Genomic DNA, 18,137 nt, shown 5'->3' with positions numbered 1-18,137 from the left:
ATTGTAATGCTTTACTCGACGTCCGCTTCCGGCAACGCCCATACCGAGATTGACCCTGCCGCCACTTTAAATACCCCATTTCCGTCTTCATCAATCTCGACAACCGCGTCGACCGTATTCGTCAAGTCGACCCATTTCTCTCCGGCGCGATGTTCCCCGACGAACATCTGCTTCTCAGCCTCTTCCGAGTTCGAGATGATGACGGCGCAGCCGGAGCGCTCGATTTCTTCCACACCATGTCGGACCCAGCCGATGACATGCTCGTTATCGAAATAGTCGTCTTGTTGGCCATACGCTTTCTCACGACGGGCGTAAAGGAGCGGGTCGATCGCTTCTTTCTTCCCATCGGACGGATGTGGTCCGTTGATGCCGTAGTAATCGCCATAAAACACGCACGGGTAACCGTCTTGACGAAGCAAGATTAGACCGTATGCGATTTGTTTGAACCAATCCTCGACCCATGATTCGAGCGCTTCGGCCGGCTGGGAATCGTGGTTATCAACAAACGTGACCGAGTGGAGTGGGTGTGACTGGACGAGCGTATCGTCAAAAATTGTCCGCATGTCGAACGATTCCCCTTCGACGGACGCGCGCTGTAAGTTGTAATGAAGCGGCACATCGAACAAGTCGACCTGATAATCGATGTTGTCGAGGAAAGCACGGCAATCTTCGAGCTCGGACTTCCAGAACTCACCGACGAGGTAGAAGTTTTCCCCTTTCTCATCTTTCATCGTCTGGCTGAACTCTTTAACGAAATCATAGTTGATATGTTTGATCGCATCGAGCCGGAAGCCGTCACATTTCGTCTCTTCGATGAACCATTTGCCCCAATGGAGCACTTCTTCTCGCACTTCCGGATGGTGATAGTCGATATTGGCAAACATCAAGTAATCGTATACCCCGAACTCGTCATCGACGTTATCGTTCCACTTCTTGTTTTCCCCGAGAATGAAGAAGATGCCACTATGTTCCGTCGCCGCGTCGTAGTCCGTCCCGTTGAAATGATGGAAGTTCCACTTGAATGAAGAGTATTTGTTGTTGCGTGCCTCGTAGTCGAATTTCGTCCACCCCTCGATCTCGAACGGCTCTTCAGACAAGACTTTCGTCCGGTCTTCCGGGTCGACTTCGAGCACGTCAAACTTCTCTGTCGCATCCGCCCCAGCCTTATGGTTCAAGACGACATCCATATACACTTGCATCCCGAGCGACTGGACGTGTTCCGTCGCTTCGAGCAGCTCTTGTTTTGTTCCATATTTCGTGGCGACCGTTCCTTTTTGATCAAACTCGCCCAAATCATACAAATCATAAATGCCATACCCTGTGTCCTCATTACTCTGACCTTTCGTGACCGGGGGCAACCAGAACGCTGTAATGCCAGCTTCTTTCAATTCCTCGGCCCGTTCTTTCAACCGTTTCCAATGCTTCTGGTCAGCCGGGACATGCCACTCAAAGAATTGCATCATCGTATGATTTCGTTCCATCTCATTCGCCTCATTTCATATTTTTCAAAAAACAAAATGCTAACGAATATTTACCCACGTCTTCGACTTTGAAAACAAAAAAAACAGCTTTCATATAAGAAAGCTGTCAACAATGGACCCTGTAGGACTTGAACCTACGACCGGACGGTGTTGCGATAGGTAACGTTTACCTTCGGCATTACCCGTAAGGCTACTTGTTTTCCCCCGCTTATCACTGTACGTGCGACTTTCACCGCATACAGCGACCCATCAATTGTTTAAGTTGATATTTAATGTGTGTTAGTTACCTTTAGCTTTGTGTTGAAACATTCTTTCTTCGTGTATCCCGTAGCTTATAGCCCATTTCTTAACGGCGTTCCCCGAAACATCGAACCTTTTTCCAATTTTGGTATAAGGTTCAGTACGAATTAGTTGTAGTAAGATATCTTTTTCAGGGCATTTACTGACCCTTCGGGATTTCAATGTCGAGCCCCTTGATTTCGGATTTCTTTTCTTCACCTTCTTCGACTCTCTCTGTATCCTATGTTCTTCTATGTGACATGTCTTGCATAGCGTTACAAGGTTGCGTACTTTATTTATCTCGTCATCAGGTAGGTTAGGATTTAAGTGATGTATCTCAACATCTCCGTCTCCTGTTAACGTCTTCTTACAGTGTCTACATTTATATTTATCAATGTTAAACACCATAGGACGATTGATAAAGTATTCGAGAGTATATTTCGTTCCGGTATTCCTTGCAATCAAATCCGGTAGGTTCGCTAATGTTAAAAATGGGTTACGAACTTTGGAAGTTTGTTTCTCACCAGTGGCCTGAGCCATTTTCTCCCTGCCTTTGGCACTATATTTATTTTCCCATTGTGCTTTCGCCTTAGGGATTTTATAGTTTCCGACACCTAACTTAACTAATCCAATAGTAGTATCTTGAAGTTTCCAAGCTATTGTTTTCGTATCTCCGTATTTCTTGCTTTCGAAGATTAGGTTGGAGCAGTGTTTTACTGGAGACCAATTACCGTTGCGCTTTTTCTTAGTTTTAAGTCGAGCGTCTTTCATTGACCACTCCATTCTGGATAGAGCGATGCTGTACATAGTACAGTAACGGTAAAAGTTGTTTAATCCCCTTGCGACGGCGTTATACTTTAGTATAGCTACACCCATGTCAGTTTCATTGCGTCTACTAGCTTTTCGGATTTCTTTGAGAGCTTCAAAAAGCTTTTTACGTTTTTCTCTTAACCTTTCAGGGTTAGGATATGACCGTAGTGTGAAGTTCCCATTCTTTCCGGGTTGTTTTATGAAGTCTATGCCGACGAAAGTGGCTCGATCTTTTCTAAGATCGGTTATCTTTGTCTTTTCTTCGCTCAATTCAATTTTGAGTTTGTCCTTGAGGTACTTCGTGCACGACTTTTTCCATCTGATTGCCTCGTCTTCCGAGCTGGTTAGGATAACCCAGTCGTCAGCGTATCTAATCAGGTAACCCTGCTTTAGATTCGATCGTTGTTTTAAGGAGTTCATCTTGTGGTCTTTTCGGCTAAATTTATATTTAGTTTCGAAGTTATCCCACTGTTTGGACACCCAGTGATCGAAGTCATTCAGATATACATTTGCTAGTAGCGTAGATATTGTACTTCCCTGGGGAGTACCTATTACATTTTCTGCTGTTATTCCTCTAATACCAGCTTTTAACATCTTCTTAATTATAGCTAGGACTCGCTTATCTCTAATCCCCATTTTATAGAGTTTATTGATAAGAATTTTGTGGTCGATGTTGTCAAAGTAACCTTTGATGTCACCTTCCACGACCCAATGGCGTTGATCCCTAGTTGTAAGATAAGAGAATCTCGCCATTACGTGTTCAATACCTCGTTGAGGTCGGAACCCGTAGCTGTGTTCGAAAAATTGTGCCTCACATATCGGTTCTATGATGTTGGCAACAGCTGTTTGGATAACGCGATCCATGATAGTAGATATCCCTAATGGACGGGTTTTGCCGTTTGCTTTTGGTATTAGGACTCTTCTTACGTCCTGAGGTTTGTAGGTTTCGAGATTTTGTTTAATAAGTTTAAACATCTCGTCTGCGTCCCCATTCAGAAATTCCTGTCCTGTTACGTCGTCTACACCTTTGGTCTTAAAGCCACTGTTGCTTTTGACTTTTCTGATCGCATGAATGATGTTCTCTCTGCAAGTGATAAGCTCGTATAGATTGGAGAAATTTCTTTTTCCATTCTTACTAGCCTCGTAGAGATCATCTTTCATGCTCCTAAGATCAGCCTCGCTAAGTTCATTGATTGTAGTAGACAAGGGTATATCACGTCCTCCCTACTGTTCATCAAACATTTTGTGGTTTACAACCGTTTCTTAGCGTTTACACACATTAAATTATCAAAGTACAATTTGACTTTCCCCCTTCGTTCCAGCAACTTTCGAAGCCTTCATCACTACTATGGGGATTCCGACTTCCTCATTCAACGGTCATTTCCTACCGCTTATTGACCCCTGATACGGGTTTGAAATATCAACTGAGGATATCATACGTTCCTACATCACTAGCTATGCATATCACTACTTAGGTGCTTGCTATACGTTACGAACCGAAGGGAACTCGATTAAAGTTTTACTCCCATAAATTATCGTTATTAATTCGATAAATGCAGATATCTTCACTCATAAAAAGTATCCGCCGATTCTATGTCCAATCTGTTACCAGAAAGTCAGCCCAACGTTTTCATTTCGCAAGTTCGTCTAGGTTTTTAAACCAATTCTCACCGTATAGTGTTTATAGCCCCCCGCCTACTTCTTACCCGTCCTGTATAACAACATTTTAATTAAGGAACCAGGACTGTCATTTTTGGCGTCTTCACCGAGCTTCTTACATTTCGATCGTATCAGATCTCCACGCAAGTCGGAGTATTAGGGTATTTTCACTGTAATCGTCAGTGGATAACTAAGTTCGTTATCTTATCGTGATGCAAGTTAAGTCGATTTTAATAAAAGGATCAACTCGACGATTTTCGATATGCATTTCTGCCTATCTTGTACGTCAACGTATCGCACTATGAGCCGTCTGCTCTAACCAGCTGAGCTAAGGGTCCTTATGAATAGCGGCGGAGGGAGTCGAACCCACGACCTCACGGGTATGAACCGTACGCTCTAGCCAGCTGAGCTACACCGCCATGTTGTTATACAGTAATAATATACTGAATGATAGACCCACTGTCAATGAAATCAAGAGAACTCGAAAAAAAACCTTCGTCCACGAGTGCGTGGACGAAGGTTCGGCGTTAGACAGTCATTTCGTTGTTGGCATCTTCAAGCGTGATTTCTGTGATGTTCATCGCATGGTCACCGATGCGCTCCAAGTTCGAGAGCATATCGACGAAGAACATGCCGGCTTGGCCGTCACATTCACCCGTATTGAGACGGACGACGTGATTTTTACGGAACTGACGCTCGAGCATATCGAGTTTCGCTTCCATCTCGATTACTTGTCGGGCTTCGTTCATATCCCCGCTAGCGAGTGTTTGAAGCGACTTTTCAAGTGTTGCGCGCGTCAAGTCGTACATTTCCGTCAACTCTTTTTGCGCGTCTTCCGAGAGTGTCACGCGAGTCGCCGTCTTGTAGTCAATCAATTCGATGATGTTTTCGACATGGTCACCGATTCGCTCGATGTCATTGATCGCGTGCATCAACGTTTTGTGTTCTTTTGATTCTTGCTCTGTCAAATCGACCGCAGCGAGTTTGACGAGATAATCTGTGATTTTCGCGTTGAGCGAGTTGAGCGCTTCTTCAATGTGCGCTGACTTTTCAGAGTGTTTCTTGTCGCCAGTCGCCATGTAATTGCGTGCCTCGTCCAAGCCAAGCTTCGCGAAGTCACCCATGCGAATCACTTCGTATTTCGCTTGTTCGACAGCGATAGAAGGTGATTGTTGGATGAAGATTGGGTCTAAATGCTGTGCCTTCGTATCGACGATTGAATCTTCGCCCGGTACGAGTTTCGTCACCATCCAAGCAATCGCTCCGATGAACCAGAACTGGATGAACGTGTTCGCTACGTTGAACGTACCGTGAGCGAATGCGATTTGCATTTTCGACTCGATGGCGAGAAGGTCTGTGATCCAGAAAATATATTGTGTGAAGAGTGGCAAGATGACCAAGAAGATCACTGTACCAATCAAGTTAAAGATAACGTGTGCCGCTGCTGTGCGGCGTGCCGCCACTGAAGCACCGATTGAGGCAAGGATAGCCGTAATCGTCGTTCCGATGTTGTCACCGAACAATACCGGGAGGGCTGCATCGAGTTCGATTGATCCACCCGCGTAAAGCTCTTGCAAAATCCCGATCGTCGCAGAAGACGACTGAACGAGAACCGTGAATACCGTACCGACGATGACGCCGAGGAACGGGTTTTCACTCATCGATTGTGTCAAATCGATAAAGTATTCGCTTGAACGGAGTGGACGCATCCCGTCACCCATGAGTTCAAGACCGTAGAAAAGTGCACCGAGTCCGAACACGACTTGTCCAAGATGTTGGAACTTTTCTTTCTTAAAGAAGAATAAGAAGACGGCACCGACTGCAATCATCGGAAGTGCGTATGCACCGACATCGAAACCGATGATGAACGCCGTGACGGTCGTCCCGATGTTCGCCCCCATGATGACCCCGATCGCTTGACGGAGCGTCATGAAGCCGGCGCTGACGAGTCCGACCGTGATGACGGTCGTACCTGACGACGATTGAATCAAGACCGTTACGATAATCCCGGCGAGTACCCCGAGAAATGGATTCGTTGTATACTTATCAAGGATGTCGCGCAGACGATTTCCTGCTGACTTTTGAAGGCCGTCTCCCATCGATTTGATTCCGAAGAGGAAGATCCCTAAACCTCCAAAAAACATGAATAACATTTCTTGCAAATTGTATTCCACGATTTTTGTACTCCTTTTGATTGTGAATTGGTTGTGTTTGCTTGGTTATTAATGCCCTACTCATTATGCCTTCTTCACCCGCCGAATGTAAACACGTTTAATGTTAAGGTTTTATTAAACCACTGTACTTGTTTTTATCTATTTTTTAAAATTGTATTATAACAGATAGGAGTTTCAACTTATGCTTACCTCGACTGCCGCTTTTTTACGCCATAGTCTCGTTCCGACGAAACGAGCGCTCAGACTACGTCTCGCCCCGCTCCACGCTTACATGCTCGCGAGTATCGGCTTCACCGTTCTCGTCACGCTCGTCGATTACATCATATTACAGCCTGATTTCTTCGCGCCGATGTGGCTGTTCTTACACGGCTTCGCCATCTTTTTCTTCTATATGATGACGGTCGCGTTCGTCTCGCTTTACGTCCAGCTCGTCACGAGAATGCGCCAACAGAAGGCTTGGCCGTATCGACAAGCTTGGCCGTATACAGTCGCCATGACGATCGTCCCGATGTTCATCGTGATTCTGCTCTATCATGCCGTACCTGATTGGTTCACTGGCGGACTGCTCATTCTCGTCGTCTATGTCACATGGCCGCTACTTCGTGCACCTGTCCCAAACAAAAGACAACCGAGATCCCGTTAACGGTCTCGGTTGTCTTTTTGTATCGGTTGCAGCGTATGGAGGACGTCATGGACGTGTTGACTCTGCGCACGAAGTTCTACACCTGCGACGTGTAACGTCGTCTGTGCGTCGGAAAACACGTCGACTCCGTTATAAAAACTTTGTAATTTCTCTTCAAGTGCCTGCCCGACTTCTTCGAGCGGCTCAACCGCCCGCGCCATCTGTGACAGCTCCTCTCCCGTCGCTCTCGTCATCTCGCCAATCGCTTGATACGATTCGACCTGACGCCGGACACTAGCGTCAATCATCTCAATCCCTGACTCCAGTCTTGTCAATTGATCCCCTAAATCCCCGATGTCTGCATTGAATCGCTCTAAGTCCCCTAGTGTCTCATCTCGCTCGAATCGCATTGCTTCGATTGCCGAAACCGCTGAAATCGAGGCATCGTTCGTCACTTTCGCCAGTTGCCCCACTTCGCTCGCGACGACAGCGAACCCTTTCCCGTGCTCGCCCGCGCGAGCCGCTTCAATCGATGCATTGAGCGCCAACATTTTCGTCGCCGCCGCCATCGATACAATCGTCCGCAACGCGTGTTCGGCCTGTTTTGACACGATTTCGCTTTCGAGCAACCGCTTTTGAATTGCATCTGCTTTCTGTTTGAACTGCTGACTCTCACCGTGCAAGGAATGGAAGGACGAACGTTCGTTCATCAACAACTTCACCAGTACCTCCGCTTGTTCGTCAACGTGTTGAATGTCTTGATTTAACTCGTCAATCTGACGTGTGACGTCGGTAAAACGATGCGTCGTCTCGTTCGTGTAAAACTGATAGGACGCACTCGTCTCTTCTAATGAAGTGGCCACTTCTCGAAACCCGATTAACTGTTCGGCGTTTCGTTCAAGCTGTTTCGTGAACGTAGGTAAACTCGACTCAAGTGCCATCGATGTCTTCGTCAAAATGTGAATCGAAGTGTTCCATAACTCAATCAACGTATTGTATTCTCGCTCGAGGTGCAACATTTCAGATGACTTAGCATACAAGTTTACAGGGTCGAACGTTCTCGTATTCACCGCATCGCGTAGTCGTTCAGAAAAAAGGGTGACCGGCCGTAATTCGCGACGAATCAGGTGGCTGAACAACAACATGATGACGATGACAGATCCACCAATCATTACGATGATCTGTTTTCGGAGCGCCCACATCGCACCGAGCACGGATTCTTTCGAAACAACGAGGAGATAATCCGCTCGTAGTTCTGGGATGGCAATGACCGAAATAAATGTGTCCGCACTCTCGATGAAGCGAGGGTTCGTGTCACCGTCTGGCACCGTTTCAGTGTCAAGCGTTCGAAGTGGCTTTCCTGTCAATAGAGCCAGGTCTCCTTCCCGAACGAGATATTGACTCGCCTCGAGTCCGTCCGCGGATAAGAGAGAGGCTTGTTGCATATAAGTCGATTTTAGCGAACGCTCAAGCGCTTGCTTATTCGCCACATAGGCTCCATACGTCACTTTCACGGATTCCCGGACGACCGTCGCCTCTCGGTTCAACCGTTTCTCGATTTCTAGCGAGAGCTGTTTCTCTGCCTCGAACGCAAACCATGCGAACGTTATAAGAAATAATAGGATGACGCTCGGCATGAGCATCCACTGCAACTTGCGCTCGATTTTCCATATCGGCTTTCTCCAACTTCTTATCCACTGCAATCCGATTCACACCTTTCCATCTTGCTGGTTCGGTTACTATATCGGTCTTAAGACGGTGGAAAATTATGAAGTATCTGTTAAGATAACGTTAGCTTTTGTAAAGAGCACATCTCATGAACGCTTGCTGGGTGCTTTTTCATAAACATTTCGTTATGATAAATAGGAAACCTATCATCTTATATCGATTGGAACCTTTCCAAAAGAAGGAGATCATGTATATGTCAGAAATACTACACCGTTCACTAACTCGTCCGATTCGTGTCGGCAACCTCATCATCGGGGGATCAGATGAAGTCATCATTCAATCGATGACGACGACGAAAACACATGACGTCGAGGCGACCGTAGCCGAGATTTTACGTCTCGAAGAGGCCGGATGCCAAGTCGTCCGCGTCGCATGTCCGGATGAACGGGCCGCAGATGCGTTGGCCGAAATCAAGAGCCGCATCAACATCCCGCTCGTCGTCGATATCCACTTCGACTACAAGTTGGCACTGAAAGCGATTGAAAGTGGTGTCGACAAGATCCGCATCAACCCGGGTAACATCGGGCGACGTGAAAAAGTCGAGGCCGTCGTCAACGCGGCGAAAGCGAAAGGCATCCCGATTCGAATCGGTGTCAACGCCGGCTCGCTCGAGAAGCAGTTCCTCGAGAAATATGGTTATCCGACGGCCCAAGGGATGGTCGAGAGTGCGATGCACCACGTGAAGATCCTCGAAGACCTCGGTTTCTATAACACGATTATCTCGCTCAAAGCGTCAGACGTGAACCTCGCGCTCGAGGCGTACACGCTCGCGGCGAAGACGTTTGACTATCCGCTCCACGTCGGCATTACCGAGTCGGGCCCGCTCTTCTCCGGCTCACTCAAGTCAGCCGCCGGTTTAGGTGCGATTCTCTCACTCGGAATCGGTTCGACGGTGCGCGTCTCACTTTCAGACGACCCGGTCGAAGAAGTGAAAGTCGCGAAAGAAGTGCTCAAGTCGTTCGGACTCGCTGCGAACGCCGCGACACTCATCTCGTGCCCGACGTGCGGCCGGATTGAGATCGACTTGATTTCAATCGCCAAAGAGGTCGAAGAATACATTCAAAACATTAACGTCAACATCAAAGTCGCCGTACTCGGTTGCGCGGTCAACGGCCCAGGGGAAGCTCGTGAAGCCGATATCGGTATCGCCGGTGCCCGCAACGAAGGACTCCTCTTCCGTCACGGGAAGATCATCCGGAAAGTGCCGGAAGCGACCATGGTCGAAGAGTTGAAAAAAGAAATCGATGCCATCGTCGCCGAAAAACTCGCCGCACGTGAACTCGAAGAACAAGAACTCGCCAATCAATCGAAATAACCTGTCTCCCGCTCGGTTGCAACCGAGCGGGTTTTTGTTAAAATAGACTCTGTGAACAAGGAGGGATCAACATGCATATCGGAATCGACCTCGACGGGACCGTCACGGACCCGCAAAGTTGTTTTCACTACATGAACGACGCGCTCGGTTACACGATTGATTATCAACGCGCGACCGAATATGAGTTGCACACGTATACGACGATGACGCAACATGATTTTTGGAAGTTCATGATTGAACACGGGCACGAAGAAGAAATTTATCGCCGCTCGCTGCCGCATACGGAAGTGAGTGACGTTTTATGGCATATGCGAAAGACGCATCGCCTCCACTACGTGACGGCGCGAAGCGAGGCCGTCCGCTCTGTGACCGAGGACTGGATTAAACAGCAGGCGCTGCCGCTCGATTCACTGATCATGACAGGAAGTCACGACAAGGTCGGGGTCGTCCAAGATCTGTCGCTCGACCTCTTCATGGAAGACCGGTACGAGAACGCCATCTCGATTCATGAGCAGACCGAGATTCCGGTGCTGTTGTTCGATGCGCCGTATAATCGAAAACCGTTGCCGCATGGCGTGAAACGGATTGCCTCTTGGAAAGAAGCGCTCCACTATGTGAACCGTTTCGAGGCGAACCGTTCCATCTCCACCCGCTAAAAAAGAGGAATCTCAGGATTCCTCTTTTTGTATGCGCCCAATCGCCTCGACGACATCGCTCGCGAGCACGCTCGCCGGATGCATCGATTCACTCATTTTTTTCGCTGCGAGGGCATGCCAGAGCACCGCTTGCTCATTCGGATTGTGTGGAGTCTCGATGCGTCGGCACCTGGCCCACATGGCAAGGAGCATCCCTGTCAGGACGTCCCCGCTCCCACCTTTGGCGAGGGCCGACGCTTCGACCGTATTGACGGCGCCCGTCCCTTCAGGTGTGACGATGAGGGTGTGCGTCCCTTTTAAAATCAAGTGGATACCGTGTCGCATCGCGAACGCACGTGCCACTCCGAAACGGTCCGCCTCAATCTCCTCGACCGTCTGCCCCGTCATCCGCGCGAGCTCTCCAGGGTGCGGGGTCAGAATCAAAGTTCCGGCTGCGTCGAGATGTGCGTGTGATAGCGCGCCGGCGTCCACGACTAAAGGCATCGTTTTTTTACGAACGGATTCCCATATACGAACGAGCGTTTCGCCCTCGACCATGCCAGGACCAATCGCAATCGCGTCCACGTCTTTATTTGCGATGGCGTCTGCGCTCGAATACATCGCTTCCGGAAGACCGGCCTTAAGCGGTGATGCCTGCTCTGGCACAATCATCTCGAGCAAACCGATTCCGGTTCGCAGTGCCGCCCTTCCCGCTAAAAACGGCGCGCCAATCAAATGCTCGCTTCCGCCAATCAATAGTCCGCGCCCATACGTCGTCTTATGGCTGAACCGTTCCCGCGTCAACAGACTGTCATCAAAGTCGGCTTCGGTCAAGACGCGCCAACTTGACGTATGCGGCAAACCGATATCGACCCGCTCCACTTCCCCGTAATACGGTGCCGTCTTCGGCAAGAAAGCCGAACGCTTGAACCCATGCAACGTGTACGTCATCGTCGCGGTTACGGCGTGGCCATCGAAATCGTGTGCGGTGTCACTTGGGACGCCGGACGGCACATCGATCGAGACGATGTTTGCAGGTTGGCTCATCAGCCACGAAATGACGTCGCGACCCTTTCCAGTAACAGCGCCGCTCAACCCAATCCCATATAAAGCGTCCACAATCCAGTCGGTCGATGGCGGCGTGTCAACGATTGTGACGTACTGCTCGGCGTATGCCGCATGCATCGAGGTAGCGTCTGTTTTCGGCGCACCAAGAGGCGACCAGACGAAGACGTCATGTCCGCGCTGTGCCAGTTCACGCGCCACCACCCAACCGTCGCCGCCGTTGTTTCCAGTCCCGCATACGACGAGCACAGACGCCTCATCCGGAAGCTGAAGTCGATGCGCCACGGCTGAAGCCGCGCGCTCCATCAACACAGTCTCAGGCATACCTTGCTGCTTGGCGGTCGCATCCGCTCGTTTAATCTCGTTTGCCGTATAAATCATCTCTCGCTCCCCCTTCACGATGTAGCAAAAAAAGGATTGACGTCGTCAATCCTTTAAGGCCTTACACTGTTTACAATACCCATAAATCTCGAATTTATGATCAATCACTTCGAAGTCCGGGTCGAGCGCCTCGACGTAACGCATCGGACAGAGGTCGAGCAGTTTCGTCTTGCCGCACCCACGGCAAATCAAATGGTGATGGTGATGCCCGGCGCTACATGTGACTCGAAACGCCTTCTCTCCGCTTAATTCAGTCGCCTCAAGAAGCCCTTCTTCGGCGAACGACTTCAAGTTGCGATATACCGTGTCAAAACTCATCGTCGGGTGCTTCGCGCGCATATAGTCCAACACGTCTTTGGCGCTGACGTAACGTTCCTCCTGAGCCAAGTACGCATACATCTCAACCCGCTTCGGCGTCACTTTCAACGATGAGGATTGCAATCGATTCAGTTGTTCTGTCTCATTCATACGTAGCCTCCTTCTTCCGCAACGACCCAATCTTTTCAAGTCCCATGACGACAGCTAAAATACCCACGGCCAAAAGGACAATCACGCCACCGGGTGCCACATCAAGTTCATAGGCGAGGACGAGCCCTCCGATTGTGGCCACTTCACCGAAGATGATGGCCCATACAATCGTCTGTTTGAAACTCTTCGTGAACCGGAGCGCAGCCGCAACCGGAAGTGTGATCAAGCTCGAGACGAGCAACGTCCCGACGATTCGCATACTGACCGCGATGACGAGGGCGACGACGAACATGAACACGAGATGCAACAGCGTGCTCGGCAATCCCGACACTTTCGCCTGCTCCTCATCGAACGATAAGAACAACAGTTGTTTATAAAACACGGTGATGACGACGACCGTGATGACCGCCACACCGACAATCAAGACGATGTCAGACGGACTGACCGCCGAAATCGAGCCGAACAACAGCGTCGACAAATCGACCGAAAAGCCGCGAGAGAGCGAGATGAAAATCGCGCTCAACCCCATCCCAGCCGACATCATGATCGGGATGGACAGCTCCTGGAAGTGGACGTATTTGTTGCGGAGCCAATCGAGCCCGAGTGCCGCTAGCACCGAGACGAGCGTCCCAAGATAGAGCGGATTCAAGTCCGAGAATAATAACACGTATTGCCCGAGGAACAGACTGAAGGAAATCCCAGCGAGCGTCACGTGCGACAAAGCATCAGCAATCAAGCTCATCCGCCGAACGACGACAAACGAGCCGATGAGCGGGGCCGTAAACCCGATGACGACTGCCGCGATGAACGCATAACGTAAAAACCCATACGTGAGTAAATCCGAGATCATGAGGAACCTTCATGAACGAGCAATTTGACGGGATACGGCTTGATGGCCGTCAACTCACTCAGTTCGCTATATTCTTTCAAACCGCAGTTACACGCCAGCCGGCCCCGATCGAGATGGACGACTTTCGTGACGAGATCGGTCACGACGTTCAAATCATGGGTGACGAGGATGAACGTGCACGACGTATGCTCACGCAACAAGTGAAGCACCTCGTAAAAATCGCGCAAATGTTTTTGGTCGACACCGACCGTCGGCTCATCGAGAATCAACAAATCCGGTTGATTGACAATAGCACGGGCGATGAACACACGCTGTTGTTGACCACCCGACAGACTCCCGATTTTACGGTCTCGATATTGCCACATATTGACGGTCTCGAGAGCGTTTTGAATCGCGGCCTGATCTTCCATATTCAATCGTTTAAACAGGCCGATTCTCCCATACCGCCCCATGGCGACAACTTCTTCGACCGTCACCGGAAAGCCCGAGTTAAAAGAGGCTGCTTTTTGGGAAACGTAACTGATACGGGACTTATCTTTAAACTGGGATTGGGGCCGGCCGAACAGTTCGACCGAACCGCTTTGGGGCGTCAACAATCCTAAGATCGACCGGATGAGCGTCGATTTACCCGACCCATTCTCGCCGACGATGGCAACGAAGTCCCCTTGCTCAATCTCGATGGAAACGTCTCGGAGCGCGGCCGTGCCATCATAGTAATAGGACACGTGATTTAGTTTCACGACAGATGTCGTCATAATCGTTAACCTTCTCTCATTAATTAAATCGTAATCATTTCTACTTCTTGGCGTCTGTATTATACAGAACATTTCGGATTGCTTCAAGTTTGAGAAAAATAACGTAGAACGATACGGGTCCGTCCTATTGAAATCAAGATGAGTTTACAATCAATTCGGTGTAAACTGAAAGTAACGCAAAGAGGGGGATGCACCGTGGAAAAAAAATTAGCAGTCATTGACATCGGGTCGAACTCGATTCGAAACGTCATCTTTGAGGTGAACGGTCACGGTCAGTATTTTGAACGTCTGAACGTGAAGGAAGTCGCTCGCCTCTCGAGCCACATCACCGAAGACAATGAACTTTCCGCTGAAGGAATTAGCTCGTTGATTGAGACGTTACAACATTTTATCAGCTTGAATGACCACCACGATGTTTTGGAGACGCTACCTGTGGCAACTGCCGCGATTCGAAACGCAAGTAACTCCGATGCGATTTTAGCCGAAGTCCGTCAAGCGACCGGAATGGAGATTCGGTTGTTGAGCGATTATGAGGAGGCGTTCTACGGCTATTCGGCCATCGTCAACTCGACGTATATCGAGGACGGGTACTCGGTCGACATCGGGGGCGGTTCGATGGAAGTGACATACTTCAAAGACCGAGAGCTCGTCTTCTATCACAGTTTCCCGTTCGGTGCCGTTACGCTCACGAACGACTTCATGAAAGGTGAAGTGATGACGAAAGAGGAGCGGAAGCAACTCATCTCTTTCTTGAAAAAATCATTCAAAGACCTCGACTGGCTCGAACCGCACGGCGTCCCGCTCGTCGGTGTCGGCGGGACGGCGCGAAACTTGGTCCGGGTCGAACAATCGCTGTCTCACTTTCCGCTTGAAGGGATTCATCAGTACACGATCGATGCCGATCGGCTCGAGGAAGTCGTCGATGAACTCGTCGGCCAATCGAGTAAGCAACTCGGGCGGCTCGATGGCCTATCGAAAGACCGGGTCGATATCATCGCCCCTGCCGTGACGGCGATCGGCGAACTCGCCCGCTATTTGAAAGTACCCGAGTTCACGATGAGCAATAACGGTCTCCGCGAAGGCCTGTTCTACGAATATTATTTGAAGGCGAACGATGAGGTCCGGTTTGCCGATGTGAAAGAGGAAAGCTTCCGGCATTTCGAGCAACAGTATGACGTCAATCCGGAGCGTCACCGCCACCTCATCCATCTGGCCCGCCAAATCTATACCGGATTGATTGAGACGAAAGCGATCAAACCGAAACCGTATGAGCCCGGACTGTTAGAAGGCGCTTGCCGCCTTGCGTACGTCGGTGAATACATCGACCACAACAACAAGAGCGACCATACGTTCCACTTGATTACAACGAACGACTTCAAAGGGCTCAATAACGAGGACCGTCTCGCCCTCGCCCTCGTCTCGTCGTACAAATCGCGACGACTGCTCGACCAACATATCGAAGGCTTTCCCGAATGGTTTGATTCGAAGATGTTGAAAAGCCTTGAACTGCTCGGCTCAATCGTCAAACTTGTCGACGCCCTCGACTTGACGGAGCGGCAAATCATCGATCATCTCGATGTCGCGACAAATGAGGACGGGCTCGTCTTCCACTTACAAACGACTGACACCGCCCGCTTTGAACTGCAACGCGGGGTTCGACATAAGAAACACCTCGAACGCGCCATCGACCAGGCCATCGAACTACGTGTAGAAGAGAGAGGGACATCATGACCATCTATACAACTGAACATTTCAACAACCGTGAGCTGAGTTGGCTCAGTTTTAACGAACGCGTGCTCCAAGAAGCGATTGATGACCGCAACCCGCTCATGGAGCGGCTCAAGTTTCTCGGCATCTTCTCGTCGAACCTCGATGAGTTTTATATGGTGCGATTCGGCGGTTTGAAGGACGAAGTGCTCGCCGGTTTCAACCGACCGGAAGACAAGGCTGGACTGACACCGAAGCAACAGATTAAGGCGATTTCGATTAAAGCGCAGGAACTCGTCGAACTACAATATGCGACGTACAAGAAAGTGACGAAACAACTCGCGAGCGAGGACGTCCGTTTCTTGCGTCCAAAACATTTGAATAAGACACAACTCGATTTCATCAAGCAATATTTCCGGACCCACGTCTTCCCGGTCCTCACCCCGATTGCCGTCGATGCGTATCGTCCGTTCCCGATGCTGTTGTCGAAATCACTCAACATTGCCGTCGAGATCGCGTCTAAAGAGGAGGGCAAGAAACGGCTCGCCCTCGTCCAAGTGCCGGCCGTCTTGCCACGCTATCTCGAACTACCGACCGAAGACGAAGACCATGCCGACCTCATCTTGCTCGAGGATATCATCATCCAATTTGTCGATTCGCTGTTTAAAGGCTATGAGGTCGAATCGACGATGCCGTTTCGAATCACGCGGAACGCCGATATGCCGTTCCACGAAGAAGGCAGTCGTGACGTACTTAAACAAATCGAGAAAGAGCTAAAGAAGCGCCGGTATGGGGTCGCGATCCGACTTGAAGTACAACAGCGCTCGCTCAGTAAAGAGCTGTTGTTCATGCTTCAGGATGTGCTCGATTTACACGACCGCGATATCTTCATCGTAGACGGTCCAATCGATATGACGTTCTTGTTCGGCGTCTACAATAAAATCGGGACCGAATATGACGACATGATTAACGAGACGTTGATTCCGTTCATCCCAGAAGGGCTTGAGTCCGGCAAAGACTTGTTCCAAAGCCTGTTGAAACAAGACTATTTGCTGCATCATCCGTATCATTCGTTCGACCCGGTCGTCCGTTTCATCGCCCAGGCCGCGAAAGACCCGAACGTCTTGGCCATCAAACAGACGCTCTATCGCGTCTCCGGCGACTCGCCCATCATCAAGGCGTTGACCGATGCGGCCGAGAGCGGGAAGCAGGTGACCGTCCTCGTCGAACTCAAGGCCCGGTTCGATGAGGAGAAGAACATCCAATGGGCAAAACAGCTCGAGAAAGCGGGGGCCCACGTCATCTATGGCTATAAAGAGTTGAAGACACACTCGAAGATCACGCTCGTCGTCCGCATTCTTGAAGGTGGGGTCTTGCAACGGTTCGTCCACCTCGGTACCGGCAACTATAACGATTCGACGGCGAAACTCTACACCGACATCGGCTTATTGACGACGAACGAAGAGCTCGCCGAGGACGCGACGAACTTCTTCAACTGGCTATCTGGATACGGAGAACGCCCATCATGGCACAAGTTCGAGACGTCCCCAGATGATATGCTCGATTTCTTTTTACAGAAAATCGAGGATGAGATCAAACTACATGAGAAGTATGGGAACGGACGTATCGTCGCTAAGATGAACTCAATCACAGACAAGGCGATCATCATGAAGCTTTATGATGCCTCGCAAGCCGGTGTGAAGATTGACTTGATCATCCGCGGGATTTGCTGCCTTCGTCCCGGTATCAAAGGCATCTCCGAGAACATCCGGGTCATCTCCATCATCGACCGCTACCTTGAACATTCTCGCATCTTCTATTTTTATCAGAACGGGAAAGAAGATCTCTACTGCTCATCGGCAGATTGGATGACGCGCAACATGAAGAAGCGCATCGAGATTTTATTCCCGATTCTTGACTCAGGCCATAAATCGTACATCAAAGATATGCTGGCGCTCCAACTCGTCGATAACGTCAAAGCCCGGAGCCAACGCGCCGACGGCAGTTATGTCTATATCAAACAGGAGCCAGGTCAAGAACGCATCCAGTCCCAAATCATCATCCACCAGTACACGGGGGGGCGATGGAACAACATCCCGAGCGTGTTCGAACGGGAGCCGTCGAATTGGGCCGAACGTGAAGTCCTTCGTTTGAAAGCGGAGAACGAAAAAATGACAGATGACTGATGTTAGACTTCTCAAAGCGAAA

At 49.6% G+C, this 18,137-nt stretch carries 13 protein-coding genes and 1 tRNA gene; 5 read left to right on the top strand and 9 right to left on the bottom strand.

Features of this window, described 5'->3' with window-relative positions; genetic code table 11:
- Positions 1 to 11 precede the first annotated feature (11 nt).
- From KB235_RS07610 to KB235_RS07595, 4 genes are all read right to left on the bottom strand, one after another.
- Entirely contained in the window at positions 12 to 1,481 is a 1,470-nt protein-coding gene (locus tag KB235_RS07610; protein WP_211779288.1) for an alpha-amylase, read from the bottom strand.
- 279 nt (positions 1,482 to 1,760) lie between these two features.
- On the bottom strand, positions 1,761 to 3,776 hold the full coding sequence (gene ltrA / locus KB235_RS07605; RefSeq protein ID WP_211779287.1) for a group II intron reverse transcriptase/maturase: 2,016 nt from the start codon (positions 3,774 to 3,776) through the stop codon (positions 1,761 to 1,763).
- A gap of 798 nt (positions 3,777 to 4,574) precedes the next feature.
- Positions 4,575 to 4,648 (bottom strand) — tRNA-Met (locus KB235_RS07600).
- 108 nt (positions 4,649 to 4,756) lie between these two features.
- Positions 4,757 to 6,403 (bottom strand): Na/Pi cotransporter family protein, encoded by a 1,647-nt coding sequence (locus KB235_RS07595; protein ID WP_034818076.1) that lies wholly within the window; start codon positions 6,401 to 6,403, stop codon positions 4,757 to 4,759.
- 181 nt (positions 6,404 to 6,584) lie between these two features.
- On the opposite strand from KB235_RS07595, the gene KB235_RS07590 reads away from it, so the two are divergent.
- Complete coding sequence (locus tag KB235_RS07590) at positions 6,585 to 7,046, top strand: hypothetical protein (protein WP_246514140.1); 462 nt, start codon at positions 6,585 to 6,587, stop codon at positions 7,044 to 7,046.
- Here KB235_RS07590 and KB235_RS07585 read toward each other — a convergent pair.
- Positions 7,043 to 8,728 carry a methyl-accepting chemotaxis protein gene (locus KB235_RS07585; RefSeq protein WP_246514138.1) on the bottom strand — a complete coding sequence of 562 codons (1,686 nt, stop codon included), beginning with the start codon at positions 8,726 to 8,728 and terminating at the stop codon, positions 7,043 to 7,045. The two genes, KB235_RS07590 and KB235_RS07585, sit on opposite strands and share 4 nt — an antisense overlap.
- A 218-nt stretch (positions 8,729 to 8,946) precedes the next feature.
- On the opposite strand from KB235_RS07585, the gene ispG reads away from it, so the two are divergent.
- Together ispG and KB235_RS07575 are read left to right on the top strand one after the other, a co-directional pair.
- Complete coding sequence (gene ispG / locus KB235_RS07580) at positions 8,947 to 10,068, top strand: flavodoxin-dependent (E)-4-hydroxy-3-methylbut-2-enyl-diphosphate synthase (RefSeq protein WP_034805838.1); 1,122 nt, start codon at positions 8,947 to 8,949, stop codon at positions 10,066 to 10,068.
- A 71-nt stretch (positions 10,069 to 10,139) separates the two neighbouring features.
- Positions 10,140 to 10,724: a hypothetical protein gene (locus KB235_RS07575; RefSeq protein WP_235193393.1), complete on the top strand. Its 585-nt coding sequence runs from the start codon at positions 10,140 to 10,142 to the stop codon at positions 10,722 to 10,724.
- A gap of 12 nt (positions 10,725 to 10,736) precedes the next feature.
- On the opposite strand, the gene KB235_RS07570 is transcribed toward KB235_RS07575, so the two are convergent.
- From KB235_RS07570 to KB235_RS07555, 4 genes are read right to left on the bottom strand one after another with little or no spacing between them, the layout of a single operon-like run.
- On the bottom strand, positions 10,737 to 12,149 hold the full coding sequence (locus KB235_RS07570) for an NAD(P)H-hydrate dehydratase (protein WP_211779286.1): 1,413 nt from the start codon (positions 12,147 to 12,149) through the stop codon (positions 10,737 to 10,739).
- 45 nt (positions 12,150 to 12,194) lie between these two features.
- On the bottom strand, positions 12,195 to 12,617 hold the full coding sequence (locus tag KB235_RS07565) for a Fur family transcriptional regulator (RefSeq protein ID WP_211779285.1): 423 nt from the start codon (positions 12,615 to 12,617) through the stop codon (positions 12,195 to 12,197).
- Positions 12,610 to 13,467 (bottom strand): metal ABC transporter permease, encoded by an 858-nt coding sequence (locus KB235_RS07560; RefSeq protein WP_034809480.1) that lies wholly within the window; start codon positions 13,465 to 13,467, stop codon positions 12,610 to 12,612. Before KB235_RS07560 ends, KB235_RS07565 begins: the two co-directional genes overlap by 8 nt.
- Positions 13,464 to 14,222, bottom strand: coding sequence for a metal ABC transporter ATP-binding protein (locus KB235_RS07555; protein ID WP_051622732.1), 759 nt, complete (start codon positions 14,220 to 14,222; stop codon positions 13,464 to 13,466). The genes KB235_RS07560 and KB235_RS07555 overlap by 4 nt, the downstream gene beginning before the upstream one ends.
- 195 nt (positions 14,223 to 14,417) lie before the next feature.
- On the opposite strand from KB235_RS07555, the gene KB235_RS07550 reads away from it, so the two are divergent.
- Both KB235_RS07550 and KB235_RS07545 read left to right on the top strand, forming a co-directional pair.
- Complete coding sequence (locus tag KB235_RS07550; protein WP_211779284.1) at positions 14,418 to 15,953, top strand: Ppx/GppA family phosphatase; 1,536 nt, start codon at positions 14,418 to 14,420, stop codon at positions 15,951 to 15,953.
- Positions 15,950 to 18,115, top strand: a complete 2,166-nt coding sequence (locus KB235_RS07545) for an RNA degradosome polyphosphate kinase (protein ID WP_034814862.1) — start codon at positions 15,950 to 15,952, stop codon at positions 18,113 to 18,115. The genes KB235_RS07550 and KB235_RS07545 overlap by 4 nt, the downstream gene beginning before the upstream one ends.
- Positions 18,116 to 18,137 lie beyond the last annotated feature (22 nt).

The organism is Exiguobacterium alkaliphilum (genome assembly GCF_018138125.1).
GTDB classification, from domain to species: Bacteria; Bacillota; Bacilli; order Exiguobacteriales; family Exiguobacteriaceae; genus Exiguobacterium; species Exiguobacterium alkaliphilum.
This window is presented reverse-complemented; position numbering and strand designations above follow the sequence as displayed.

Excerpts from the sequence above, each read along its gene's own strand:
- KB235_RS07610 (WP_211779288.1), bottom strand. The coding sequence starts at position 1,481 with ATGGAACGAAATCATACGATGATGCAATTCTTTGAGTGGCATGTCCCG.
- KB235_RS07590 (WP_246514140.1), top strand. The coding sequence starts at position 6,585 with ATGCTTACCTCGACTGCCGCTTTTTTACGCCATAGTCTCGTTCCGACG.
- ispG (WP_034805838.1), top strand. The coding sequence starts at position 8,947 with ATGTCAGAAATACTACACCGTTCACTAACTCGTCCGATTCGTGTCGGC.
- KB235_RS07575 (WP_235193393.1), top strand. The coding sequence starts at position 10,140 with ATGCATATCGGAATCGACCTCGACGGGACCGTCACGGACCCGCAAAGT.
- KB235_RS07570 (WP_211779286.1), bottom strand. The coding sequence starts at position 12,149 with ATGATTTATACGGCAAACGAGATTAAACGAGCGGATGCGACCGCCAAG.
- KB235_RS07565 (WP_211779285.1), bottom strand. The coding sequence starts at position 12,617 with ATGAATGAGACAGAACAACTGAATCGATTGCAATCCTCATCGTTGAAA.
- KB235_RS07560 (WP_034809480.1), bottom strand. The coding sequence starts at position 13,467 with ATGATCTCGGATTTACTCACGTATGGGTTTTTACGTTATGCGTTCATC.
- KB235_RS07555 (WP_051622732.1), bottom strand. The coding sequence starts at position 14,222 with ATGACGACATCTGTCGTGAAACTAAATCACGTGTCCTATTACTATGAT.
- KB235_RS07545 (WP_034814862.1), top strand. The coding sequence starts at position 15,950 with ATGACCATCTATACAACTGAACATTTCAACAACCGTGAGCTGAGTTGG.